18 protein-coding genes, 1 tRNA gene and 1 pseudogene are annotated in these 19,552 nt (G+C 70.5%); 12 read left to right on the top strand and 8 right to left on the bottom strand.

Annotation, left to right across the window (positions count from 1 at the left end; all coding sequences use genetic code 11):
- Positions 1 to 67 precede the first annotated feature (67 nt).
- The 5 genes from JCO01S_RS09360 to JCO01S_RS09340 all read left to right on the top strand — a co-directional run bounded on the left by JCO01S_RS09360 (position 68) and on the right by JCO01S_RS09340 (position 4,375).
- Positions 68 to 751 (top strand): TetR/AcrR family transcriptional regulator, encoded by a 684-nt coding sequence (locus JCO01S_RS09360; RefSeq protein ID WP_084342799.1) that lies wholly within the window; start codon positions 68 to 70, stop codon positions 749 to 751.
- On the top strand, positions 748 to 1,695 hold the full coding sequence (locus JCO01S_RS09355; protein WP_068254331.1) for an ABC transporter ATP-binding protein: 948 nt from the start codon (positions 748 to 750) through the stop codon (positions 1,693 to 1,695). The genes JCO01S_RS09360 and JCO01S_RS09355 overlap by 4 nt, the downstream gene beginning before the upstream one ends.
- The gene (locus JCO01S_RS09350; RefSeq protein ID WP_068254328.1) at positions 1,692 to 3,335 is read left to right on the top strand and encodes an ABC transporter permease; all 1,644 of its coding nucleotides are present in this window, start codon (positions 1,692 to 1,694) and stop codon (positions 3,333 to 3,335) included. The genes JCO01S_RS09355 and JCO01S_RS09350 overlap by 4 nt, the downstream gene beginning before the upstream one ends.
- A gap of 22 nt (positions 3,336 to 3,357) precedes the next feature.
- Complete coding sequence (locus JCO01S_RS09345) at positions 3,358 to 4,248, top strand: alpha/beta fold hydrolase (protein WP_068254325.1); 891 nt, start codon at positions 3,358 to 3,360, stop codon at positions 4,246 to 4,248.
- A gap of 54 nt (positions 4,249 to 4,302) precedes the next feature.
- Positions 4,303 to 4,375, top strand: a tRNA-Thr gene (locus JCO01S_RS09340).
- 160 nt (positions 4,376 to 4,535) lie between these two features.
- On the opposite strand, the pseudogene JCO01S_RS09335 reads toward JCO01S_RS09340, so the two are convergent.
- A pseudogene (locus JCO01S_RS09335) lies at positions 4,536 to 4,877 on the bottom strand (integrase core domain-containing protein); the annotation flags it as partial.
- A 210-nt stretch (positions 4,878 to 5,087) separates the two neighbouring features.
- Here JCO01S_RS09335 and JCO01S_RS09330 point away from each other — a divergent pair.
- Entirely contained in the window at positions 5,088 to 5,807 is a 720-nt protein-coding gene (locus JCO01S_RS09330) for a hypothetical protein (protein ID WP_068254320.1), read from the top strand.
- Between the two features lie 176 nt (positions 5,808 to 5,983).
- Complete coding sequence (locus JCO01S_RS09325; RefSeq protein WP_068254318.1) at positions 5,984 to 7,060, top strand: peptidoglycan recognition protein family protein; 1,077 nt, start codon at positions 5,984 to 5,986, stop codon at positions 7,058 to 7,060.
- Between the two features lie 13 nt (positions 7,061 to 7,073).
- Here the strand turns inward: JCO01S_RS09325 and JCO01S_RS09320 are convergent, their stop codons facing one another.
- From JCO01S_RS09320 to tmk, 4 genes are all read right to left on the bottom strand, one after another.
- On the bottom strand, positions 7,074 to 7,646 hold the full coding sequence (locus JCO01S_RS09320; RefSeq protein WP_068254316.1) for a YdhK family protein: 573 nt from the start codon (positions 7,644 to 7,646) through the stop codon (positions 7,074 to 7,076).
- An 86-nt stretch (positions 7,647 to 7,732) separates the two neighbouring features.
- Complete coding sequence (locus JCO01S_RS09315; protein WP_068254305.1) at positions 7,733 to 9,307, bottom strand: alpha/beta hydrolase; 1,575 nt, start codon at positions 9,305 to 9,307, stop codon at positions 7,733 to 7,735.
- Between the two features lie 9 nt (positions 9,308 to 9,316).
- Positions 9,317 to 10,471 carry a DNA polymerase III subunit delta' gene (locus JCO01S_RS09310; RefSeq protein WP_245634387.1) on the bottom strand — a complete coding sequence of 385 codons (1,155 nt, stop codon included), beginning with the start codon at positions 10,469 to 10,471 and terminating at the stop codon, positions 9,317 to 9,319.
- An 11-nt stretch (positions 10,472 to 10,482) separates the two neighbouring features.
- Positions 10,483 to 11,103 (bottom strand): dTMP kinase, encoded by a 621-nt coding sequence (tmk, locus tag JCO01S_RS09305; RefSeq protein WP_068254294.1) that lies wholly within the window; start codon positions 11,101 to 11,103, stop codon positions 10,483 to 10,485.
- Between the two features lie 137 nt (positions 11,104 to 11,240).
- Between tmk and JCO01S_RS09300 the strand changes: the two genes are divergently transcribed.
- Genes JCO01S_RS09300 through JCO01S_RS09280 form a run of 5 tightly spaced genes read left to right on the top strand, consistent with a single transcriptional unit; the run spans position 11,241 to position 16,189 of the window.
- The gene (locus JCO01S_RS09300; protein ID WP_068254293.1) at positions 11,241 to 11,882 is read left to right on the top strand and encodes an ABC transporter permease; all 642 of its coding nucleotides are present in this window, start codon (positions 11,241 to 11,243) and stop codon (positions 11,880 to 11,882) included.
- Positions 11,882 to 13,063, top strand: coding sequence for an ABC transporter ATP-binding protein (locus JCO01S_RS09295; protein WP_068254290.1), 1,182 nt, complete (start codon positions 11,882 to 11,884; stop codon positions 13,061 to 13,063). Before JCO01S_RS09300 ends, JCO01S_RS09295 begins: the two co-directional genes overlap by 1 nt.
- Positions 13,060 to 13,842, top strand: a complete 783-nt coding sequence (locus tag JCO01S_RS09290) for an ABC transporter permease (RefSeq protein ID WP_084342797.1) — start codon at positions 13,060 to 13,062, stop codon at positions 13,840 to 13,842. Before JCO01S_RS09295 ends, JCO01S_RS09290 begins: the two co-directional genes overlap by 4 nt.
- A complete protein-coding gene (locus tag JCO01S_RS09285) occupies positions 13,839 to 14,825 on the top strand; it encodes a glycine betaine ABC transporter substrate-binding protein (protein ID WP_084342796.1) in 987 nt (328 codons plus the stop codon). Before JCO01S_RS09290 ends, JCO01S_RS09285 begins: the two co-directional genes overlap by 4 nt.
- Before the next feature lie 23 nt (positions 14,826 to 14,848).
- Complete coding sequence (locus tag JCO01S_RS09280; RefSeq protein ID WP_068254412.1) at positions 14,849 to 16,189, top strand: serine hydrolase domain-containing protein; 1,341 nt, start codon at positions 14,849 to 14,851, stop codon at positions 16,187 to 16,189.
- Between the two features lie 90 nt (positions 16,190 to 16,279).
- Here JCO01S_RS09280 and JCO01S_RS09275 read toward each other — a convergent pair whose 3' ends face one another.
- The 3 genes from JCO01S_RS09275 to JCO01S_RS09265 all read right to left on the bottom strand — a co-directional run bounded on the left by JCO01S_RS09275 (position 16,280) and on the right by JCO01S_RS09265 (position 19,448).
- Complete coding sequence (locus JCO01S_RS09275) at positions 16,280 to 17,191, bottom strand: DUF559 domain-containing protein (protein ID WP_169796926.1); 912 nt, start codon at positions 17,189 to 17,191, stop codon at positions 16,280 to 16,282.
- A gap of 231 nt (positions 17,192 to 17,422) precedes the next feature.
- Positions 17,423 to 18,991: an AMP-binding protein gene (locus JCO01S_RS09270; protein WP_068254286.1), complete on the bottom strand. Its 1,569-nt coding sequence runs from the start codon at positions 18,989 to 18,991 to the stop codon at positions 17,423 to 17,425.
- Positions 18,992 to 18,998: 7 nt separating this feature from the next.
- Complete coding sequence (locus JCO01S_RS09265; protein ID WP_068254284.1) at positions 18,999 to 19,448, bottom strand: SCP2 sterol-binding domain-containing protein; 450 nt, start codon at positions 19,446 to 19,448, stop codon at positions 18,999 to 19,001.
- Between the last annotated feature and the right edge of the window lie 104 nt (positions 19,449 to 19,552).

The following is a 19,552-nucleotide window of genomic DNA, read 5'->3' as shown; positions in this document are numbered from 1 at the left end:
GCGCCCAGCCTCCCACCCGCCGTCACCCGGCATTGACTGTTCATTCAGTCAGGAGCACACTGACTGAATGAACAGTCAGCAGGCATGGGGAGCAGACATGGCAGCGGACGCGAGCGAGGGGATGGTTCGCATCCGGGATGCCGCCATCGAGCTCTTCGGAGAGCGTGGGGTGGCCGGGACGAGCCTGAAGTCGATCGCGGAGCACGCAGGGGTGTCGCAGGGGCTGGTGATCCACCACTTCGGGTCCAAGGCCGGGCTGCACCGGGCCTGCGACGAGCACGTCGTCGCGCTGATCCGGGTCGGCAAGGAGCAGGTCGTCGCCAAGGGGCCCGGGATGAACCCCCTCTCGGGCCTCAATCTCTTCGAGGAGGGCCGACCGCTCCTGCGCTACCTCGTGCGCACCCTCAGCGAGGGCGGCGAGCACATCGACCGACTCGTCGACGACATGGTCGCCGACGCCGAGGCCTACATGGCCGAAGGCGAGCGGATGGGCTCGATCCGGCCGAGCGCGACCCCGCGCGAGCGAGTCGTCGTCCTCGTCCTTTGGTCCCTGGGCGCTCTCGTGCTGCACGAGCAGCTCAACCGTCTCCTCGACGTCGACTTCCTCTCCCCCAGCAACGACCCCCGGGACATCGCCCCGTACTTCGGGCCCGCCCTCGAGCTGTTCTCCCACGGGCTGCTCACCGAGGGTGCCTACAGCGAACTTGCCGCGGTCTTCGCGGCGCCCACCGACGAGCAGGAGCCGTCATGAGCACCACCGAACCCGTCATCGCCACCGAGGGCCTGGTCAAGACCTTCGGCTCCGTGCACGCCCTCGACGGCCTCGACCTCGAGGTCCACCACGGCGAGGTCCACGGCTTCCTCGGCCCCAACGGCGCCGGCAAGTCCACGACCATGCGCGTCCTCCTCGGACTGCTGCGCGCCGACGGGGGCACCGTGCGGATGCTCGGCGGCGACCCGTGGAGCGACGCGGTCGAGCTGCACAAGCGCCTGGCCTACGTGCCCGGCGACGTCGAGCTGTGGCCGACGATGACCGGCGGCGAGGCGATCGACCTCTTCGCCCGGCTGCGCGGCCACGTCGACCACGCGCGCCGCGACGAGCTGTGCGAACGCTTCGACCTCGACCCGTCGAAGAAGGCGCGCACCTACTCAAAGGGCAACCGGCAGAAGGTCGCCCTGATCTCCGCGCTCGTCTCCGACGTCGACCTGCTGCTCCTCGACGAGCCGACCGCCGGGCTCGACCCGCTCATGGAGGTGGTCTTCCAGCAGGCGATCGCCGAGGCGAAGGGAGCCGGCCGCACCGTGCTCCTCTCCAGCCACATCCTCGCCCAGGTCGAGGCCCTCGCCGACCGCATCTCGATCGTCCGGCGCGGCCGGGTGGTCGAGTCCGGCAGCCTCGCCGACCTGCGGCACATGACCCGCACGACCTTCGAGGTGCAGACCGAGCGGCCGGCGGAGGAGCTGGCCTCGCTCCCCGGAGTGAGCGACCTGACACGGGAGGACGGACGTGTGCACTTCCAGGTCGACGGTGACCGGGTGCAGCCGGTCGTGCAGGCCCTCGCCGGCCTCGGGGTCCACGCCCTCACCGCCCACCCGCCGACCCTCGAGCAGTTGCTGATGCGCCACTACGGGGAGGACGTCACCGACGAGGAGCTGGGGGTCGAAGGGGAGGTCGAGGAGGTGGGCGCACGATGACCACGGCAACAGCCCCGACCCACCACGCGAAACCACGCACCCCCCACACCCTGACCGGCACCGGCACACTGGTGCGCTTCGGCCTGCGGCGCGACCGGGTCAAGCTACCCGCCTGGATCGCCGGCCTGGGCATCTTCGTCATCTACATCGGCACCGCCCTGCCGGTCCTGGCCCCCACCAAGAGCGACCTGGCGGCGCTGGTGCCGATCTTCACCCAGCCCGTCGGCCGGATGTTCACCGGACCGGCCTTCGGCATGGAGGCACCGACGTACGAGCGGTTCTTCGCCGCCGGGTACGCCCCCTACCTCTTCCTGCTCGCCGCCCTGATGAACATCTTCCTCGTGACCAGGCACACCCGCCTCGAGGAGGAGACCGGGCGTGCCGAGCTGATCCGCGCCAACGTGGCCGGGCGCTACTCGCTCCTCACGGCAGCCATCATCATCGCGATCGTCACCGACGCACTCTCCTTCCTCGTCGTCACCGGTCTCGCGATCGCCAACGGCTTCGCGGTCACCGGCTCGGTCCTCGTCGGCCTCGGCACCGCACTGACGGGTCTCGCCTTCGCCGGCGTCACCGCGGTCACCGCCCAGCTGAGCGAGTTCTCGCGCCCTGCCGCAGGCATGGCCGGTGCAGTGCTCGGCGCCGCCTTCGGGTTGCGGGCCGTCGGGGACATGGCCGCGACCGGTGGGAGCGCCGCCTCGTGGCTCTCGCCGCTGGGGTGGGCGACGCAGACGGCACCGTACGTGCACGACCGGTGGAGCCCCCTTCTCCTCCTCGTCGCGCTGGCGGTCGCGGGGACCGCCGTCGGCTACGCCCTGCTCGGTCGGCGGGACTTCGGCGCCAGCCTCGTCGCGGTGCGCCCCGGTCGGCCACACGCCCGTCCTCGCCTCGGCACTCCCTCCGGGCTGGCCTTGCGCCTGCAGCGCGGCGGCCTCCTGGGTTGGGGCGCGGGCGTCCTCGCGCTCGGCATCGTCGACGGAGCCTTCACGCAGGCCATGATCGATGCCGGCGACGACATGCCGCCGGCCCTCGCCGAGATGTTCAGCACCGACGCACTGCTCGAGGGGTACGCCTCCTTCCTCGGCGCCTTCGTCACCGTCCTCGTCGCCGCCTACGCCGTCTCTGGGATACGGACGTTGCAGGTCGAGGAGAGCAGCGGCCGGGCCGACACCGTCCTGGCGACCCCCGTCGGACGCGCTGCGTGGCTGGGGGCACACCTGGCAGCCGTCACCGGCGGAGTCCTCGTCATCACCCTGGTCACCGGCCTGTGCACCGGCCTCGCTGCCGCGGCGGTCACCGGGGATGCCTCGATCATCGGACAGATCACCGGCGCCCACCTCGCTCTGACCCCCGCCTCACTCGTCGTGTCGGGCCTCGGCGCCGCTCTCTACGGATGGGCCCCGCGGTTGACGGCACCGGTGTGCTGGGCGCTCGTCGTGTGGATGGGCATCGTGGAGTTCTTCGGCGAGCTGCTCGACCTGCCCGCGGCTCTCACCGCTCTCTCGCCGCTCCACCAGCTCGCGGGACCGCCGGTCGAGGACTTCACGGTGACTCCCTTCGTCCTCGCCCTGCTCTTCGCCGCGTCCCTCGCGGTGATCGGTCTGGCCGGCTACCGCCGCAGGCAGATCGCCGTCGTGTGAGCGGAGCCTCTAGCCTGCTCACGTGAGGTACTACTCCCGGGACGGACTGACCTTCGACGTCGACGACAGCGGTCCGGCCGATGCGCCGGCGGTGGTGCTGCTGCACGGCTGGCCGCAGGACCGCACCAGCTGGCACAAGGTGGCCCCCGGGCTAACCGACGCCGGGATGCGCGTGCTCGCGCCCGACCTGCGCGGCTACTCCCCCGGCGCGCGACCGCCGCACCACCACGACTACGTGATGGAGGAGCTCGTCGCCGACGTGGCCGCGCTGCTGGACGCCGCCGGCCTGGAGAGCGCGCACGTCGTCGGGCACGACTGGGGCGGTGCCCTGGCGTGGTCCATCGCCTCGAGTCACCCGGAGCGCGTCGACTCCCTCACCGTGCTGTCCACCCCGAGCCCGTCGGGTATGGCCCACGGTGCCCGGCACGGGGACCAGCTGCGCCGCAGCCTGTACATGGTCTTCTTCGCGCTTCCCCTCCTGCCGGTGCTCTTCTTCCGGCTCTTCGCCCAGCAGGTGCTGGAGAAGATCGGCATGCCCCGCGAGCGCGCCGCCCACGACGCTGCCCGGCTCAAGCGCCCGGGCGCCGGCGAAGGGCCCTTCAACTGGTACCGGGCGGCCCTCTCCCCCACCCTCACCTGGCGCCGCAGCCGGGCGAAGGGGGGCCCCCGCCGCGCGCGACCGGTCCTGCCGACCGCCTTCCTCTGGGGCACGAAGGACCCGGCCTTCGCGTCGGCCTCGACGCGCCACACCGTCCAGCGGCTGCGCGAGCGAGCCGGTGCGGACGCCGACGAGCTCATCGACGCCCGCCCCTACGAGACCGGGCACTGGCTGCCGGAGACCCACGCGGAGGAGATCGTCGACGCCGTGCTGGGCCGGGTCCGGGTGGCCTCCCGGGGCGCTTCGGCGGCCTGATTCGGTCGACCGGGCAGGCATCCGTATACTCGTGCCTCGCGCCCACGGGCGCACGCCGCCTTAGCTCAGTCGGTAGAGCGATTCACTCGTAATGAATAGGTCAACGGTTCGATTCCGTTAGGCGGCTCGGCCCAAGAAGCCCGGCATCTCGCGGAAGGCGAGGTACCGGGCTTCTTCACGTCTCAAGGCGCGGGACTCCCTTGGGAACCCATGTCGGATCCAGGACCGCGCAGACAGGAGCCGCTCCCTTCGTCGTCGGACGGGGGGCGATCTGGTCATGCCCCGGGCTAGGTGTAACTGGGCATGACCTTGGTGACGCGGGTCTTGGTGCGGGAGGCGGGTGGTTGGTCTCCGATGGCGCTGTGGGGCCGATGGTAGTTGTCGTGAGTCACCCATATCTGGAGCTGATGTTGGCGAGCTTCTTCGCAGGGGTAGGCGGCGGCGTAGAGGACCTCGCGGGCCATGGTCTGCTGATAGCGCTCGACCTTGCCGTTGTGCTTGGGCGTGTAGGGCTTGATCCGCTGGTGTCGTGAGGCGAAGGAGAGCACCGATCGAGTGAAGTGGTTGGCGCGGTAGCAGGAGCCGTTGTCGGTGACCACGCGGGTGATGCGGGTGATGCCGTGGGCGGCAGCTTGTCCCCAACACTGGCATCCGCCCCTGACAACGCCCGCCCGCCTGCACCTCGCTCATGGAACTCGTGCGGCGAAGGCCGAACGGACCCCAAGAACCCCCTGGACATGGGTCAATTGACCTATGTTCTCTGCAGGCACCGCGGTGCTGCACTGTGAGCAGCAATGCGAGGAGCCTCGTGTTTGCACAGGGAAGGGGAATGATCACACATGTCGACGAAGCGATACATCGTCGCCGTCACCGCCACTGCCGCGCTCGCGCTGACCGCCTGCGGCTCCGACACCGATACCGACTCATCGGACACCCAGACGAGCGAGACGAGCAGCCAGAGCGCCGAGAGCTCGGATGAGACCAGCGCCACCGACGAGGAGACCTCCGCGGAGGAGCCCTCCGAGAGCAGCTCCGAGGAGGAGTCCTCCGAGAGCGAGACCGACGGGGACGACGCCGCTGCCAAGGGCAAGGACAAGCTGACCAAGCCGGGCACCGAGCTCGGCCTGGGGGACACCGCCACGGTCCCCCAGGGTGACGACGGCGCGGCGCTGACCGTGACCGTCACCAAGATCGAGAAGGGCAAGTTCAAGGACTTGTCCATGCTGGAGAACAGCGAGAAGTACAAGGAGTACACCCCGGTCTACGTCCACTACGAGATGACCGGGACCAACAGCTCCAAGGACCTGGCCAACGACATCCTCGAGGACGTCGACCCGGTGCTGACCACCGGGCAGAAGGCGCCGACCCTGAGCATCGTCAGCACCTCGCCGTTCAAGAAGTGCGAGCTGAACTCGGTGCCGGAGGACTTCGGCCCCGGGGACACCGAGCAGACCTGCGACGTGGCCATGATCAAGGACGGCATGAAGGTCGGCGGAGCGCAGTACTCGGACTACGACACCGACTACGAGGAAGACGGCAGGATCGTGTGGATGAAGTAGGGCTCCTCGCCCGCGGCTGACCAGCAGCCGGGTGCGGCAGGCGGCCCCGGGTCCGCCCCACGGGGGCGGGCCCGGGGCCCCTTCGTGCACCGGAGTCGTCTCCCGATCACGCTGCAGCACAAAGCAGAACGCCTTAGCGTGGGTGTGCCCGTGGACCCCGACCCGCGAGAGATCCCATGAGCCACCGCACCACCGCCCGCCTGCTCCCCGTCGCCCTGGGTGCGTCACTGACCGTCATCGCCCCGGCCGCCGATGCAGGGGCGGCCCCCCGGCCCGTCGATGTCCAGCGCGAGTCCATCGCGCTCGATGCCATCGACGGGTCCGGGCTGACCGAGCAGCTCGACACCCGGGACTTCCGCGTCGCCGGCGTGACGTGGGAGGGGCACCGCACGGACGTCGAGACCTCCGTGCGCACCCGGGACGCCGACTCCGGCGACTGGAGCGACTGGACCACACTGGATCCCGAAGGGGGCCCCGCCGCCGCTGCGAGAGCCGAGTCCACCCGCGGCGGCACCGAGCCGTTGACCACCGACACCGCCGACGGCATCCAGGTCAGGGTCGAGTCGCCCGGCGAGCGCCCGGACGACCTGACCGTCGACGTCATCGACCCCGGCACCTCCCCCGCCGACGCCACCGCGACCCCGGCAACGGTCACCTCGCCACAGGCCACCTCGACGGAGGCGGAGTCCGACACCGAGCGCCCGACCGTGCGCAGCCGCGCCGCCTGGGGCGCCGACGAGTCCATGCGCCGGGGCGACCCGGAGTACGGCGAGGTCCGCGGAGCGGTGGTCCACCACACCGCGGGCACCAACGACTACACCAAGGCCGAGGTGCCGGAGCTCATCCGGGGCATCTACGACTACCACGTGAACAGCCACGGCTGGGACGACATCGGCTACAACGTGCTGGTCGACAAGTGGGGCCGCCTCTGGGAGGGCCGCGCCGGCGGCCTGGAGGAGGCCGTCATCGGCGCCCACGCCCTCGGCGTCAACGACGAGACGACCGGCATCTCCGCCCTCGGCAACTACGACGAGGCCGCGGCGCCGGACGCCATGACCGCCGGGATCGAGCGCTTCCTCGCCTGGAAGCTCGACCTGCACGGCGTCGACCCCGCCGGCACCGCCACCATCGACGGCGAGCAGCGCAAGACGATCATCGGCCACCGGGACGTGAACCAGACCGCCTGCCCCGGGCAGTACCTGGCCGGGCGGCTGCCCGAGATCCGCAGCGGCGCCGAGGCGCGCCAGTCCTAGGGGCGGCCGCGGCTCACTTCGCCGGGCGGATCTCGCTCTCGACGACCCACTTGTGGTTCTTCATCGTCATGCCGTCGGCGGTGTAGTCGACCATGTAGACCGTCTCTCCGGTCGATGAGGCGATGGTCGCCTTCGCACCCTTCATGCCCTTCATGTGGTCGGCGAGCAGGGTGGCCTTCGTGCCGTCTGCGAGGCGCTGCCCACGCACGTCCTTCAACTCCTCCTGCACGACCCACTTGTGGTCGGTCACACGCTGGCCGCCGCCCTTCGGCGTGTAGTCCACCGAGTAGGTCCAGGTGTCGTAGGCGCCGGCAATCGTGGCTCTTGCGCCCTTCATGCCCGGCATGTGGTCCGTGGTCAGCCTGACCGTGCTGCCGACCGGGTACTTGGCGTCGGGAGCCTTCTCGATCCCGGCCGGCGGGGGGCCACCGTCCATCGGGTGCTCCATCCCGCCATGGTGCTCGTCGCCGTCGTGCTGGCCGGCCGACTGGCTCGGCTGGTCCTGCTGCGCCCCTGCCCCGCAGCCGGTCAGCCCCAGACCGGCTCCGAGCACGGCGGTCAGGAGGATCGTGCGTCGCTTCTGCATCTCGAGTCCCTTCGACGGAGCGCGGCTCACCCGACGAGTTCACGGTATACCCATACCGGGTATACGGACGAACCGACACCACCGGGTCAGGAGCTGCAGGTGCGGTCCTCCCTCTTCGGCAGCTCGCCGGTGAGCCAGTAGTTGTCGACGGCCTTGTCGACGCAGTCGCTCCCGCGGCGGTAGGCGGTGTGGCCCTCGCCCTCGTAGGTCAGCAACGTCGAGTCGGCGAGCTGGTCGTCGAGCCGCTTCGCCCACCTGTAGGGCGTCGCCGGGTCATTGGTGGTGCCGACCACGAGGATCGGGTCGGCCCCCTTCGCCGAGACCTCGTGCGGCTCCTCCTCGGCCTGCGTCGGCCAGACCGCGCACAGCGAGGACTGCCACCCGAAGGAACCGCCGAGGATCGGCGCGACGTCCTTGATCTTCGCCGCGTACTCCGACCAGTCCTCCACCGAGGTCGTGGGCTGGCGATCGGCGCAGCTGATGACCCGGAAGGACTCCATGAGGTTCGAGGAGTAGCCACCCGAGGGGTCGCGCATCGCGTACTGCATCGCGAGCGACATCAGCCCGCCGCCGTCGCCCTCCTGCGCGGAGACGATCGCCTTGGTCAGCGTCCACCACTGCGCCTCGTCGTACATCGCCTGGGCGATGCCCATCGTCGCCCACCCCTCGGTGAGGCGAAGACCCCCGCTGCCGCTGATCGGCTTCTCGTCCAGCTCCTTCAGCAGGTCCTGGACCGAGCCGGTGACCTCCTCGACGTTCGAGCCGAGCGGACAGGTCTGGCTCACGCAGTCCTTGGCCCAGGCCGTGGTCGCGTCGTCGAAGCCCTTGGCCTGCCCCTTGTCGAACTCCAGCGTGCTCACATCGGGCGGTACCGCACCGTCGAGGACCATCCGGCCGACGTTCTTCGGGAAGTTCTCCGCGTAGAGGGTCCCGAGGTAGGTGCCGTAGGACTTGCCCAGGTAGTTCAGCTTGGCGTCGCCGAGGACCGCCCGCAGGGCGTCCATGTCCTGCGCGGCGTCCTTGGTCGAGACGTGCTGGAGCTCGGTGCCGACCCGTTCCTCGCACTTCTTCGCGAAGTCCTTCGCGATGCTCACGGCCTCCTTCCGCTCCGCCGTGTCGTCCGGGGTCGGGTCCTGGCCGAGGAAGTCGTCCAGCTCCGGGTCCGTGAGGCAGTCGATGGGCTCGGAGACGCCGACGCCGCGCGGGTCGAAGCCCACGATGTCGAAGTGGCGTCGGACCTCGCTGCTGACGATCTGGTCCGCGGCCGCGGCGTAGTCCATGCCCGAGCCCCCGGGGCCGCCGGGGTTGACGACGAGCGAGCCGGCGCTGTCACCGGTCGCCTTCGCCCGGTAGACGCCGATCTTCATCGTCTCGCCCTTCGGCTTCGACCAGTCGACGGGGACCTTCAGCTGCGCGCACTCACCGGGTCCGGTCGGGCAGTCGCCCCACTTCAGCTGCTGCTCGTAGAAGGGCTTGAGGTCCGCCTTGTCCTCCGGCAGCGGCGCCGCGGACTCGCTGTCCAGGCCGCTCGGCTCTGGGCCCGGCGAGAGGACGGAGCAGCCGGTCAGGGGCAGCGCGAGCGCCGCCACGAGGGCAGCCCACCGCCGGGTCCTGAGGTGCGAGCGCCAGCGAGCCTCGAAGGGCGGAGTCGTCGCGAGCATGGGGTCACGCTACCGACCCGCGGGCACCCGCAGCGCGACGGCCATCGCCTCCAGCGCCAGCAGGGGGGCGACATTGGCCTCGATGCGCTCCCGTGCCGTGGCGATCGCCTCCATCGCCCGCAGCAGCCCTTCGGCGGTGAAGGCCGTGGCCACCTCCTCGACCACCGGGCGGGCGTCCTCGTTGACGAGGCCCACGGGTGAGCCGGCGCGCAGCACGAGCGCGTCGCGGTAGACCGACATCAGGTCCACGAGCGCGCGGTCGACCATATCGCGGGTGAAGCGGGTGGCGCGGGTCTTCTGCTCCTTGGCGAGGGCGTTGATCTGCGCGCGCACGTGCGGTGGCTGGGTGCGCGCAGCCGGGTCCGCCCCGAGCGTCTCCAGCAGCCGCTCCCGCTCGTGGGTCGAGCGCGCCTCGAGGCTGCGGTCGCGCTCCTGCTCGGCGATCTGCAGCAGGTCGGCGGCGGCGCCCACGGCATCGGAGACCCCCCTGATCCGCACCGCCAGACCGATGGTGTCGCGGCGGCGGATCCGGGCACCCTCGTCGGTGGCGAGCCGTTTGGCGAGCCCGATGTGGCTCTGCGCCGCCCGCGCGGCGTAGGTCGCCATGCCCAGGTCGATGCCGTCCCGACGGTTCAGGAGCCCGGCCACCTCCGCCACGGGAGGAGTGCGCAGCCGCACGTGCCGCGAGCGCGAGCGCACCGTGATGAGCACGTCCTCGAGGCTGGGCGCGCAGAGCAGCCACACCGTGCGCGGGGTCGGCTCCTCCAGCGCCTTCAGCAGGACGTTGCCGGACTGCTCGGTGAGCCGATCGGCGTCCTCGACGAGGATGACCCGGTAGCGCCCGATGCTTGGCGAGCGCCCGGCGAGCTGGACGAGGTCACGGGTCTGCGCCACCCCGATGGACAGTGCCTCGGTGCTCAGCACGTCCACGTCGGCGTGGGTGCCGTCGAGTGCGGTACGGCACTCCCGACACTCCCCGCAGCCACCGTCAGGGCACTGCAAGGCCCCCGCGAACGCCCGGGCGGCCACCGAGCGCCCGGAGCCCGGCGGCCCGGTGAAGAGCCACGCATGGGTCATGGACGCGGGGTCGGCGACGGCCCGTTCGAGGGCGGCGATGGTCTCGGGCTGGCCGACGACGTCACGCCAGACCCCTCGGGCGGCCACGGGAGGCGAGGTCACAACAGACCCCGCTTGCGAAGGGAGTCCCTCACCTGCGTCGCGACCGCCTCGGGCGGCTGCGCGGCGTCGACCACGAGGTACCGCTGCGGCTGCGCCGCAGCGATCGCGAGGAAGTGCTCGCGCACGGCCGCGTGGAAGGCATCCGCCTCCGCCTCGAGCCGGTCCTGCTCGCCACGGCGACGCCGGCGTCCTTCGGCCGGGTCCACGTCGATGAGGACGGTCAGGTCGGGCAGCACGCCGGCCACGGCCCAGTGCTGCAGCCGGGTCACCTCGTCGACGTCAAGCTCCCGGCCCGCCCCCTGGTAGGCGATGGCGGAGTCGGTGTAGCGGTCGGTGACCACGACCGCGCCCCGCTCCAGGGCGGGGCAGATGACCTCGTCGACGTGCTGTGCCTTGTCGGCGGCGAAGACGAGCGCCTCGGCACGGGGGCCGACCCCACCGCCGTGCAGCAGCAGCTCGCGCAGCTGCCCGCCGAGCGGCGTCCCGCCCGGCTGCCGGGTGACCACGACCTCGCGGCCTGCCTCCCGCAGGGCCTGCGCCAGCCGCTCCACCTGCGTGGACTTGCCGGCACCGTCGCCCCCTTCGAAGGCGATGAAGGTCCCCGCTCGTGCGCTCATCCCGCGAGCCTATGGCAGACCTCCGACATGCCTCCACGAAGGTCACGGGTAGGTCACGACTGGGCCACTAAGTTGGCCTCCCGTACCCGAGCGGCTTACCTGTAGATGGCACAAACGTTGGAAGAGAGGCGCATTCCGTGGGTGACTTCATCGCCGACCGATGGCAGGACATCCTCTTCCGCGCCTTCCAGCACCTCTCCCTCGTCGTCCAGTCGGTGGCCATCGCCGCCGTCATCGCCATCGCCATCGCGGTCCTCGTCACCCGGGTCCCGGTGCTGCGCTCCCCCGCCAACTCCTTCAGCGCGATGGGGCTGACGATCCCCTCCTTCGCCCTCCTCGGTCTGCTGCTGCCGCTCGTCGGCATCGGGGCGCTGCCCTCGGTCATCGCGATCGCCTTCTACGCGGCGCTGCCGATCCTGCGCAACGCGATCGTCGGGCTCTCCGGCGTCAGCCCGACGCTCCTGGAGTCGGCCACCGGGATGGGGATGGGCCCGACCGCGCGGTTCCTGCGGATCCAGCTGCCGATGGCCTGGCCGGTCATCATGGCCGGGCTGCGGGTCTCGGCCCAGATGTCGATGGGCGTCGCCGCGATCGCGGCCTACGTCCTCGGGCCCGGGCTCGGCGCCTACATCTTCACCGGGCTGGCCCAGCTCGGTGGCGCCAACGCCGTCTACTACGCCCTCGTCGGCACCATTGGTGTCGTCGTGCTCGCCCTGCTGCTCGATGCCGCCCTGCTGCTCGTCAGCCACCTCACGACCTCGAAGGGGATCCGCGCCTGATGTCCGAGACCACACAGCCACGGCCCGACGAGGGCACCACCGGCGACGACGTCAGCGGCGCCGAGATCGTCTTCGACGACGTCGTCAAGACCTACCCGGGCATGAGCGAGCCGGCGGTGAACAGCCTCTCGCTCACCGTCCCGGCCGGCGAGATCGTCATGTTCGTCGGTCCCTCCGGCTGCGGCAAGACGACCACCCTGAAGATGATCAACCGGCTGCACGAGCCGACCTCCGGCACGATCACCATCGACGGCGAGGACATCCGCTCCAAGAACGCCACCGAGCTGCGCCGGACCATCGGCTACGTCATCCAGGGAGGCTCGCTCTTCCCGCACATGACCGTCAAGGAGAACGTCGGTCTCGTCCCCGGGCTGCTGAAGTGGGACAAGGCCCGCATCGCCGCCCGCACCGACGACCTGCTCGAGCTCGTCGGCCTCGATCCCGCCCGCTACCGCGACCGGTACCCGCGCGAGCTCTCCGGCGGGCAGCAGCAGCGCGTCGGCGTCGCCCGCGGCCTCGCCGCCGACCCGCCGGTGCTCCTCATGGACGAGCCCTTCGGCGCGGTCGACCCGATCACCCGCCAGCGCCTGCAGGACGAGCTGATGAGCATCCAGGAGGAGCTGCAGAAGACCATCGTCTGCGTCACCCACGACATCGACGAGGCGATCAAGCTCGGCGACCGGATCCTCGTGCTGCAGGAGGGCGCGCACATCGCCCAGTACGACACCCCGACGAACATCCTCGCCGCCCCGGCGAACGAGTTCGTCGAGGACTTCGTCGGCTCCGGCTCCTCGCTCAAGCAGCTGAGCCTGGCGCGTGTCGACGAGCTCGATCTCCAGCAGCCGGTCGTCGCGACCGTCGGTGATCCGGGCGCGGAGGCCGCACGGGCCGCCGAGGCGGCCGGGCAGCGCGACGTCATCGTGCTGGACTCCCGTCGCCGGCCGGCCGGCTGGTACACGCTGCGCGAGGCATCCCGGATGTCCGCGCTGCCGGCCGGGAGCTCGACCGAGGTCTCGACGGTCGACCGCCGCGCCACGATCAACGACGCCCTCGACTCGATGCTCGCCAGCACCCACGGCGGCGTGCTCGTCACCGGTCGCCGGGACGAGTACCACGGCGTGCTGACCTTCGCCGCGGTCACTGACCACATCCGGGCCACGTCCGAGGAGGCCTCCTCATGAGCGAGGCGATCACCGAGGCGACCCAGGAGGCGGACACCGGCGTCGAGGACCGCCGCACGATGACGAGCCTGCTCATCGGCCTCCCGCTGCTGTGCGCCGTCGTCCTCGGCGGCTGGGCGATCTGGCACCAGACCGCGGAGCTGGACGACATCGAGGCCCGCCAGCTCGCGTGGGGCACGATCCTCGACCTCACCCGCGAGCACATCGTGCTCACCCTCATCACGACGGCGGTGGTCCTCGTGACCGCGATCCCCGCGGGGATCCTGCTCACCCGACCCGCCTTCACCAAGCTGTCCACCCCGGTGGTGGGCTTCGCGAATGCCGGCCAGGCCGCGCCCGTCATCGGCCTCATCGTGCTCCTCGCGATGTGGCTGGGCTTCGGGACCACGACCGCGGTCGTCTCGCTCGCGATCTACGGCTTCCTGCCGGTCCTGCGCAACACCATCGTCGGGCTGCAGCAGGTCGACCAGACGCTCGTCGAGGCCGCCCGCGGCATGGGGATGTCCGGGGCTGACGTGCTGCGCCGGGTCGAGCTGCCGCTGGCGCTGCCGGTGATCATGGCCGGTGTGCGCACCGCGCTCGTGCTCGTCGTCGGCGCCGCGAGCTTCGCGACCTTCATCAATGCCGGGGGGCTGGGCGCGCTCATCGTCACCGGTGTCACGCTCTTCCGTTACCCCATCCTCATCAGCGGCGCGCTGATCATCGCCGTGGTCGCCCTGCTCGTGGACTGGGCCGGTCGCGTCCTGGAGCTGGCGCTGACCCCGAAGGGGGTCTCATGAGCCTCGGCAACCCCACCCGACGAGCCCTGCTGCTCGGGGGCGCCGGCACGCTCGGTCTGGGCCTGGCCGGCTGCGGTCTCGGCACGAGCGGTGGTTTCGTCCCGACGGGCAAGGTCGCCGGACCCATCGGCGACGTGGACCTCTCCGGCCTGACGCTCGCGGTCGGCTCGAAGAACTTCACCGAGCAGATCGTCCTCGGCAAGCTCGCGGTGATCCTCTTCCGCTCCGCCGGCGCCGACGCGCAGGACCTGACGAACATCCCCGGCTCCTCGAGTGCCCGGCAGGCGATGCTCGCGGACCAGGTGCAGATGCAGTGGGAGTACACCGGCACCGCGTGGATCGCCTACATGGGTGAGAGCGACCCGATCCCCGACGAGGAGCGGCAGTACGAGGCCGTCCGCAAGCGCGACCTGAAGCGCAACCACCTCGTCTGGCTGCAACCGGCGCCGATGAACAACACCTACGGCTTCGCGGTCCCGACGGCGGAGGCCAAGAAGCTCGGCATCACCAAGCTCTCCCAGATCAAGGACGTCCCCAAGAGTGACCGGACCTTCTGCGTCGAGTCGGAGTTCAACAACCGCAACGACGGCTTCGACCCGATGCTCAAGACCTACGGGCTCGAGCGCGGCAAGGACTTCCCGCAGGACAACGTCAAGGTGCTCGACACCGGCGCGATCTACGAGGCCACGGACACCGGCGTGTGCACCTTCGGTGAGGTCTTCACGACCGACGGACGGATCAAGGCCCTCGACCTGACCGTGCTCAAGGACGACAAGGAGTTCTTCCCCAAGTACAACGTCGCGCCGGTGCTGACGGAGCAGGTCGTCACGGACTTCCCCCAGGTCAAGGACCTCCTCGCCCCCGTCACCAGGAAGATCACCGACGACGTGCTCATCGACCTCAACGCCCAGGTCGACGTCGACGGCAAGGAGCCCGGCCAGGTGGCCCACGACTGGCTGGTCGAGGAGGGCTTCCTCTCCTGATCGGGGCCGATACGTTGGGGGCCATGGCCTTCACCGACGAAACCGCCCGTGTCCTCACCCAACGTGCCCTCACCGCACAGACCGACGGGAGGGTGCCCGGGCTGGCCGCGGGGGTGGCGCGCGAAGGGAGCCTGCAGTGGTTCCGCGGTATCGGCACCATCGACGTCGATCGCCCGGACGCTGCCCCCGACGAGGACACCCAGTACGCGGTCGCGAGCAACTCCAAGACCTTCACCGCGGTCGCCGTCATGGCGCTGCGCGACGAAGGCAGGCTCTCCCTCGACGACACCGTGACCGAGCACCTGCCCGGCTCGAGGCACGCCGGCGTCACGATCCGCCAGCTGCTCTCGCACACCTCCGGGATGCAGCGGGAGCCGATCGGCGACGTCTTCGACACCATGGAGATGCCCACCCGCGAGGAGCTGGTCGCCGGCTGGTCGCAGGCGGAGCGGGTCGGGCGCCCGCACGATCGCTGGCACTACTCCAACCTCGGCTTCTCGGTCCTCGGGGAGATCATCGCCCGCCTCGATGGCTGCACCTGGGAGGAGTCGATCCGTCGCCGGATCCTGCGGCCCCTGGAGATGACGCGCACCGGCACCACGCCCTCCGGCCGACGCGCGAAGGGGTACTTCGTCCCGCCCTTCACCGACGTCCCGGTCCCCGAGCCGGTCTTCGAGGCCCGGGCCATGGACCCCGCGGGCGGCCTGCGCTCCACCCCGACCGACATGGCCCGCTGGGGCGGCTTCGTGGCGAACCCGACCTCGGAGGTCCTCTCCCCCGACACCCTCGAGGAGATGTGCCAGCCGCAGGTGGTGTCCGACGTCATCGGGTGGACCTCCGCCTGGGGCCTCGGCCTGCAGCTGGTGCGCCAGGACGGACGCACCTGGGTCGGTCACACCGGCGGCTGGCCGGGATCGATCACCGGCGTCTTCACCGAGCGGGAGTCCGCGACGACCGGGCTGATCATGATGAACAACTCGGCTCCGGTGCCGCCCGCCGCCGCGGCCATCGACATGGGCACGACGGCGATCGAGCGGGAGCCGGTCTCCCCCGTGCCGTGGGCCCCCGGCACCCAGGTCCCCGAGGAGCTGCGCCCGCTGCTCGGGCACTGGTACTCCGAGGGCACCCACCACGTGCTCTCCGTGCGGCAGGGCCGGCTGGAGGCGCGGATCGCCGGACAGCCCAAGGAGCAGCCTCCGTCGGTCTTCGAGAGCGAGGGCCCCGACCGCTTCCGCACGGTCTCCGGCCGGGAGCGCGGCGAGGTGCTGCGGGTGCAGCGGGACGCGAAGGGGGAGGTCAGCCACCTCAACTGGGCGACCTACCGCTTCGACCGCCGGCCGATGGCCTTCGGCGAGTGGTTGTGACCCGCGGGTACGGCGGGCACTTGCACGTCGCGGCCTCTGGCGTGGCCCAGTATCAGGCGACGGTGATGCCCTCACCTCGGCAAGTGCACGTCATACCCGGGAGTCACGCTGGGTGAGCGTGCGGATGACGATGCCTCGCACCCAGTCGGGATGATGCATCACCCGGTCCCAACTGAAGCGCAGCACCAGCCAACCCTCCGCGACCAGTCGGTCGTACCGGATGCAGTCCTTCTCGAGTGCCTCCTTGGAGCCGTGCCACTCGAAGGAGTCGGCCTCCAGCACGATCTTCACCCGCTCGTCCGCAAGATCGACGATGCCGATGAGACCAGCACCGTCACGGATCTCCGTCTGGGGCTCGACGTCGAGGCCCGGGATGTCCGAGACGATCCAGCGCAGGACCGATTCGAAGGGATTGGCGGCACGCGAGGTCGCCGCCCCCACCCGGTTTTCGACCTTGCGCCGATACCGCGGAGGCAGACCGGACGCGGCCAAGAGCAGGTCGTCGCGATCCACTGCTCCCTGGCGCAAGGCGGAGTCGAGGACCGCAACAGCCTCGTCCCCGGGCAGGAGACTGGCGCAGTCGAGGGCGGTGCGGACCCGGGATGTCACCCAACCGTCCTCGCGGTCGCCGGGGGGCACGGCACGGAAGCGCACATCAAAGGAACGCAGCACGCGAGGCGGTACCTTGCGATTGCGGGGAACGGCGATCTGCGGCTTGGTGGGAACCCATTTCATCGGCCAGCCCCACTTGGCCGCGGCCGTCAGGAGGATGGCCGTACCCGTCACCTCGTGCGCTGCGCGTCTGCCGGCCCCGGCCAGATCGGCCAGAACCACTCGCTCCTGCGTCCATGTGGGCAAGGGCAAGGCGTATCGGCCCCGTGCCGGGCGGCGCACCAACCCACCGTTGAGCGCCTGACGTAGCTCGTGCTCCGTGACACGCGTCAGCAACTCGGCCCGGGTGGCTGTGCCACCGAGCTCGGCGAGGACCTCCTGCACCAGCACGTGCACCATGCTCGCGGACCGGCGTTCTCGGCGCAGATGGTTATCCACAGGAAGCTACTCGCGGGTACGACGTGCGCTTACCGCCACAGCTCGAGGGTCTGCCCGCCCGTAGCGGCATACCTCGACGCTTGGACCAGGAAGTGCCCGTCGTACCCGCGAGTAACAACAGGTTCGGGTCAGGAGTCGGAGGCTGACCAGGCGCCTCAGCCTCGTGCGGACCGCAGGCCCGGCTCAGTCGAACTGCTTGCGCAGCTCCCGGGCGAGGATCTTGCCGGTCGCGTTGCGCGGCAGCTCGTCGAGGAAGACGACCTCGCGGGGGATGCAGTGGCGGGCGCGGTGCTCGCGCACGTGCTCCTTGACCTGCTCGGCGTCCAGCTCGGCCCCCTCGTTGACGGCGATGAAGGCCGCCAGCCGCTGGCCGAAACGCTCGTCGGGGATGCCGACGACGACGACCTCACGCACCGCGGGATGCTCCGCGAGCAGGGACTCGACCTCGCTGGGGTAGACGTTCTCGCCGCCGCTGACGATCATGTCGTCATCGCGCCCGTCGACGAAGTAGAGCCCGTCCTCGACGTGGCCGACGTCCCCGGTCGCGACGAGGCCGTCGACGAAGTCCTTGCTCATGCCGTTGGTGTAGCCGTCGAAGACCATCTCGTTGCCCGCGAAGATCCGACCGATCGTGCCGCTTCGGACCTCCGCCCCGTCGTCGTCGAGGATCTTCACGACGGTGCCGACCGGCGGGGTACCCGCGGTCTCGGAGTTACGGCGCATGTCGGCAGGCGTGGCGATGCACACCCACGAGGCCTCGGTCGAGCCGTACAGGTTGTAGAGGACCTCGCCGTACTCGTCCATGAAGCGCTGCGTGAAGCCCTTGGGGTAGGCCGACCCGGAGGTCGCGACCACGCGTAGGTTCCGGCGGGCCTTGCCGCCGGGGTCGGAGGGCAGCTCCATCATCCGCTGCAGCATCACCGGGACGGCGAACATCGCCTCCGGCTGCAGGTCCTCCAGGGTCTGCCGGGCACGCTCCGGGTCGAACTTCCGCTGCAGGATGATCGTCGCCCGCAGCGCGACCGAGAGCTGCATGGCCGCGTAACCCCAGGTGTGGAAGATCGGCGCCGAGATCAGGATCCGATCCATCGCCTTCAGCGGGATCCGCTCGATGATCGAGATGAGCGGCCCGAAGCCGCCGGGGGTCTTGCGGGGGGCTCCCTTCGGCGTGCCGGTGGTCCCGGAGGTGAGGATGATCGTCCGGCCGGTCCGGTCGGGGGGCGACATCGCCGGCGGCTGCGCGGTGGCGGCCACGCGGCGGGTGAGCTCGGACTCGCTGACCTTCGGCAGCTCCTCGGGCAGGTGGGCCACGACGTCGGCGAAGTCGTCGTCGTGGATCAGGGCCCGGATCTCCTGCTGCTCGGCGACGAGCCGGAACTGCGACCCGGACAGGCCGGTGTTGCCGAGCACGAGGTCGATCCCGAGCGCGGAGGCGGCCATCATCGTCTCGATCGCGAGGACGTGGTTGCGGGCGAGCAGCCCGATCCGGTCCCCGGAGCCGTACCCGAGGTCACGGATGACGGCGGCGACCTTCTCGGAACCCGCGAGCAGCTCCGCGTAGGTCGTCGCGCCACGCGTCTCGTCGATGACCGCGACGGCCTTCGGGGAGCGGTTGGCCGCCTGCCGCAGCTCGCCGGCGAGGCCGAAGCCCCACGACTTCAGGGCGGTCAGCTGCTTGACCTGCTGCACGGGCGGGCCGGGGGTGAGCATGCCCCTCCGGGCCAGGGTGGTGCCGATCGTCAGTGGGTTCATCTGTGGATCACGCCTTCGGGATGTCGAAGAGGGTCGGGAAGGCCGCGGCCTTGGTCAGGTCACCCTTGACCTTGATCTTGCCGCGCATGACGAGCATCGTCGGCTTCCCCCGGCCGGTCGCGATCTTCAGGAACTCCGGGGGCGCCATCATCAGCGAGGTGTCGTACTCGGAGCCGGGCGGCACCACCGTGCACTCGTCGCCGTCGATGCGCACCTCGTAGGTGTCGTGCGGGTGGTCCTCGGGGCCACCGGTGATGCGGAACTGGAAGGTGCCCGCCATCCCCTTCGCCCGCTCGGGAAGGTACTGCCCGGGGAACCGGTCGAAGATCGCATCGAGGATCGCCCTCCGGTGCTCGCCGCGCATGATCTCGGTGATCTCACGGTCGGAGAGCTGCTTGACCGTCGTGGCGAACTCCTGCGGAGTCATCGTCTCGAAGGTCGACGGATCCAGCTCCATGGTGTGCAGCTCCTTCGGTGCGCGGGTACCGACGTGACGGTACCCAGCGGTAACCACCGCGGCAACGGATCGGGCGGGTGCGGTCACTCACACCCGCCCGATCC

This window comes from Janibacter corallicola NBRC 107790 (genome assembly GCF_001570965.1).
GTDB lineage: Bacteria > Actinomycetota > Actinomycetes > Actinomycetales > Dermatophilaceae > Janibacter > Janibacter corallicola.
This window is presented reverse-complemented; position numbering and strand designations above follow the sequence as displayed.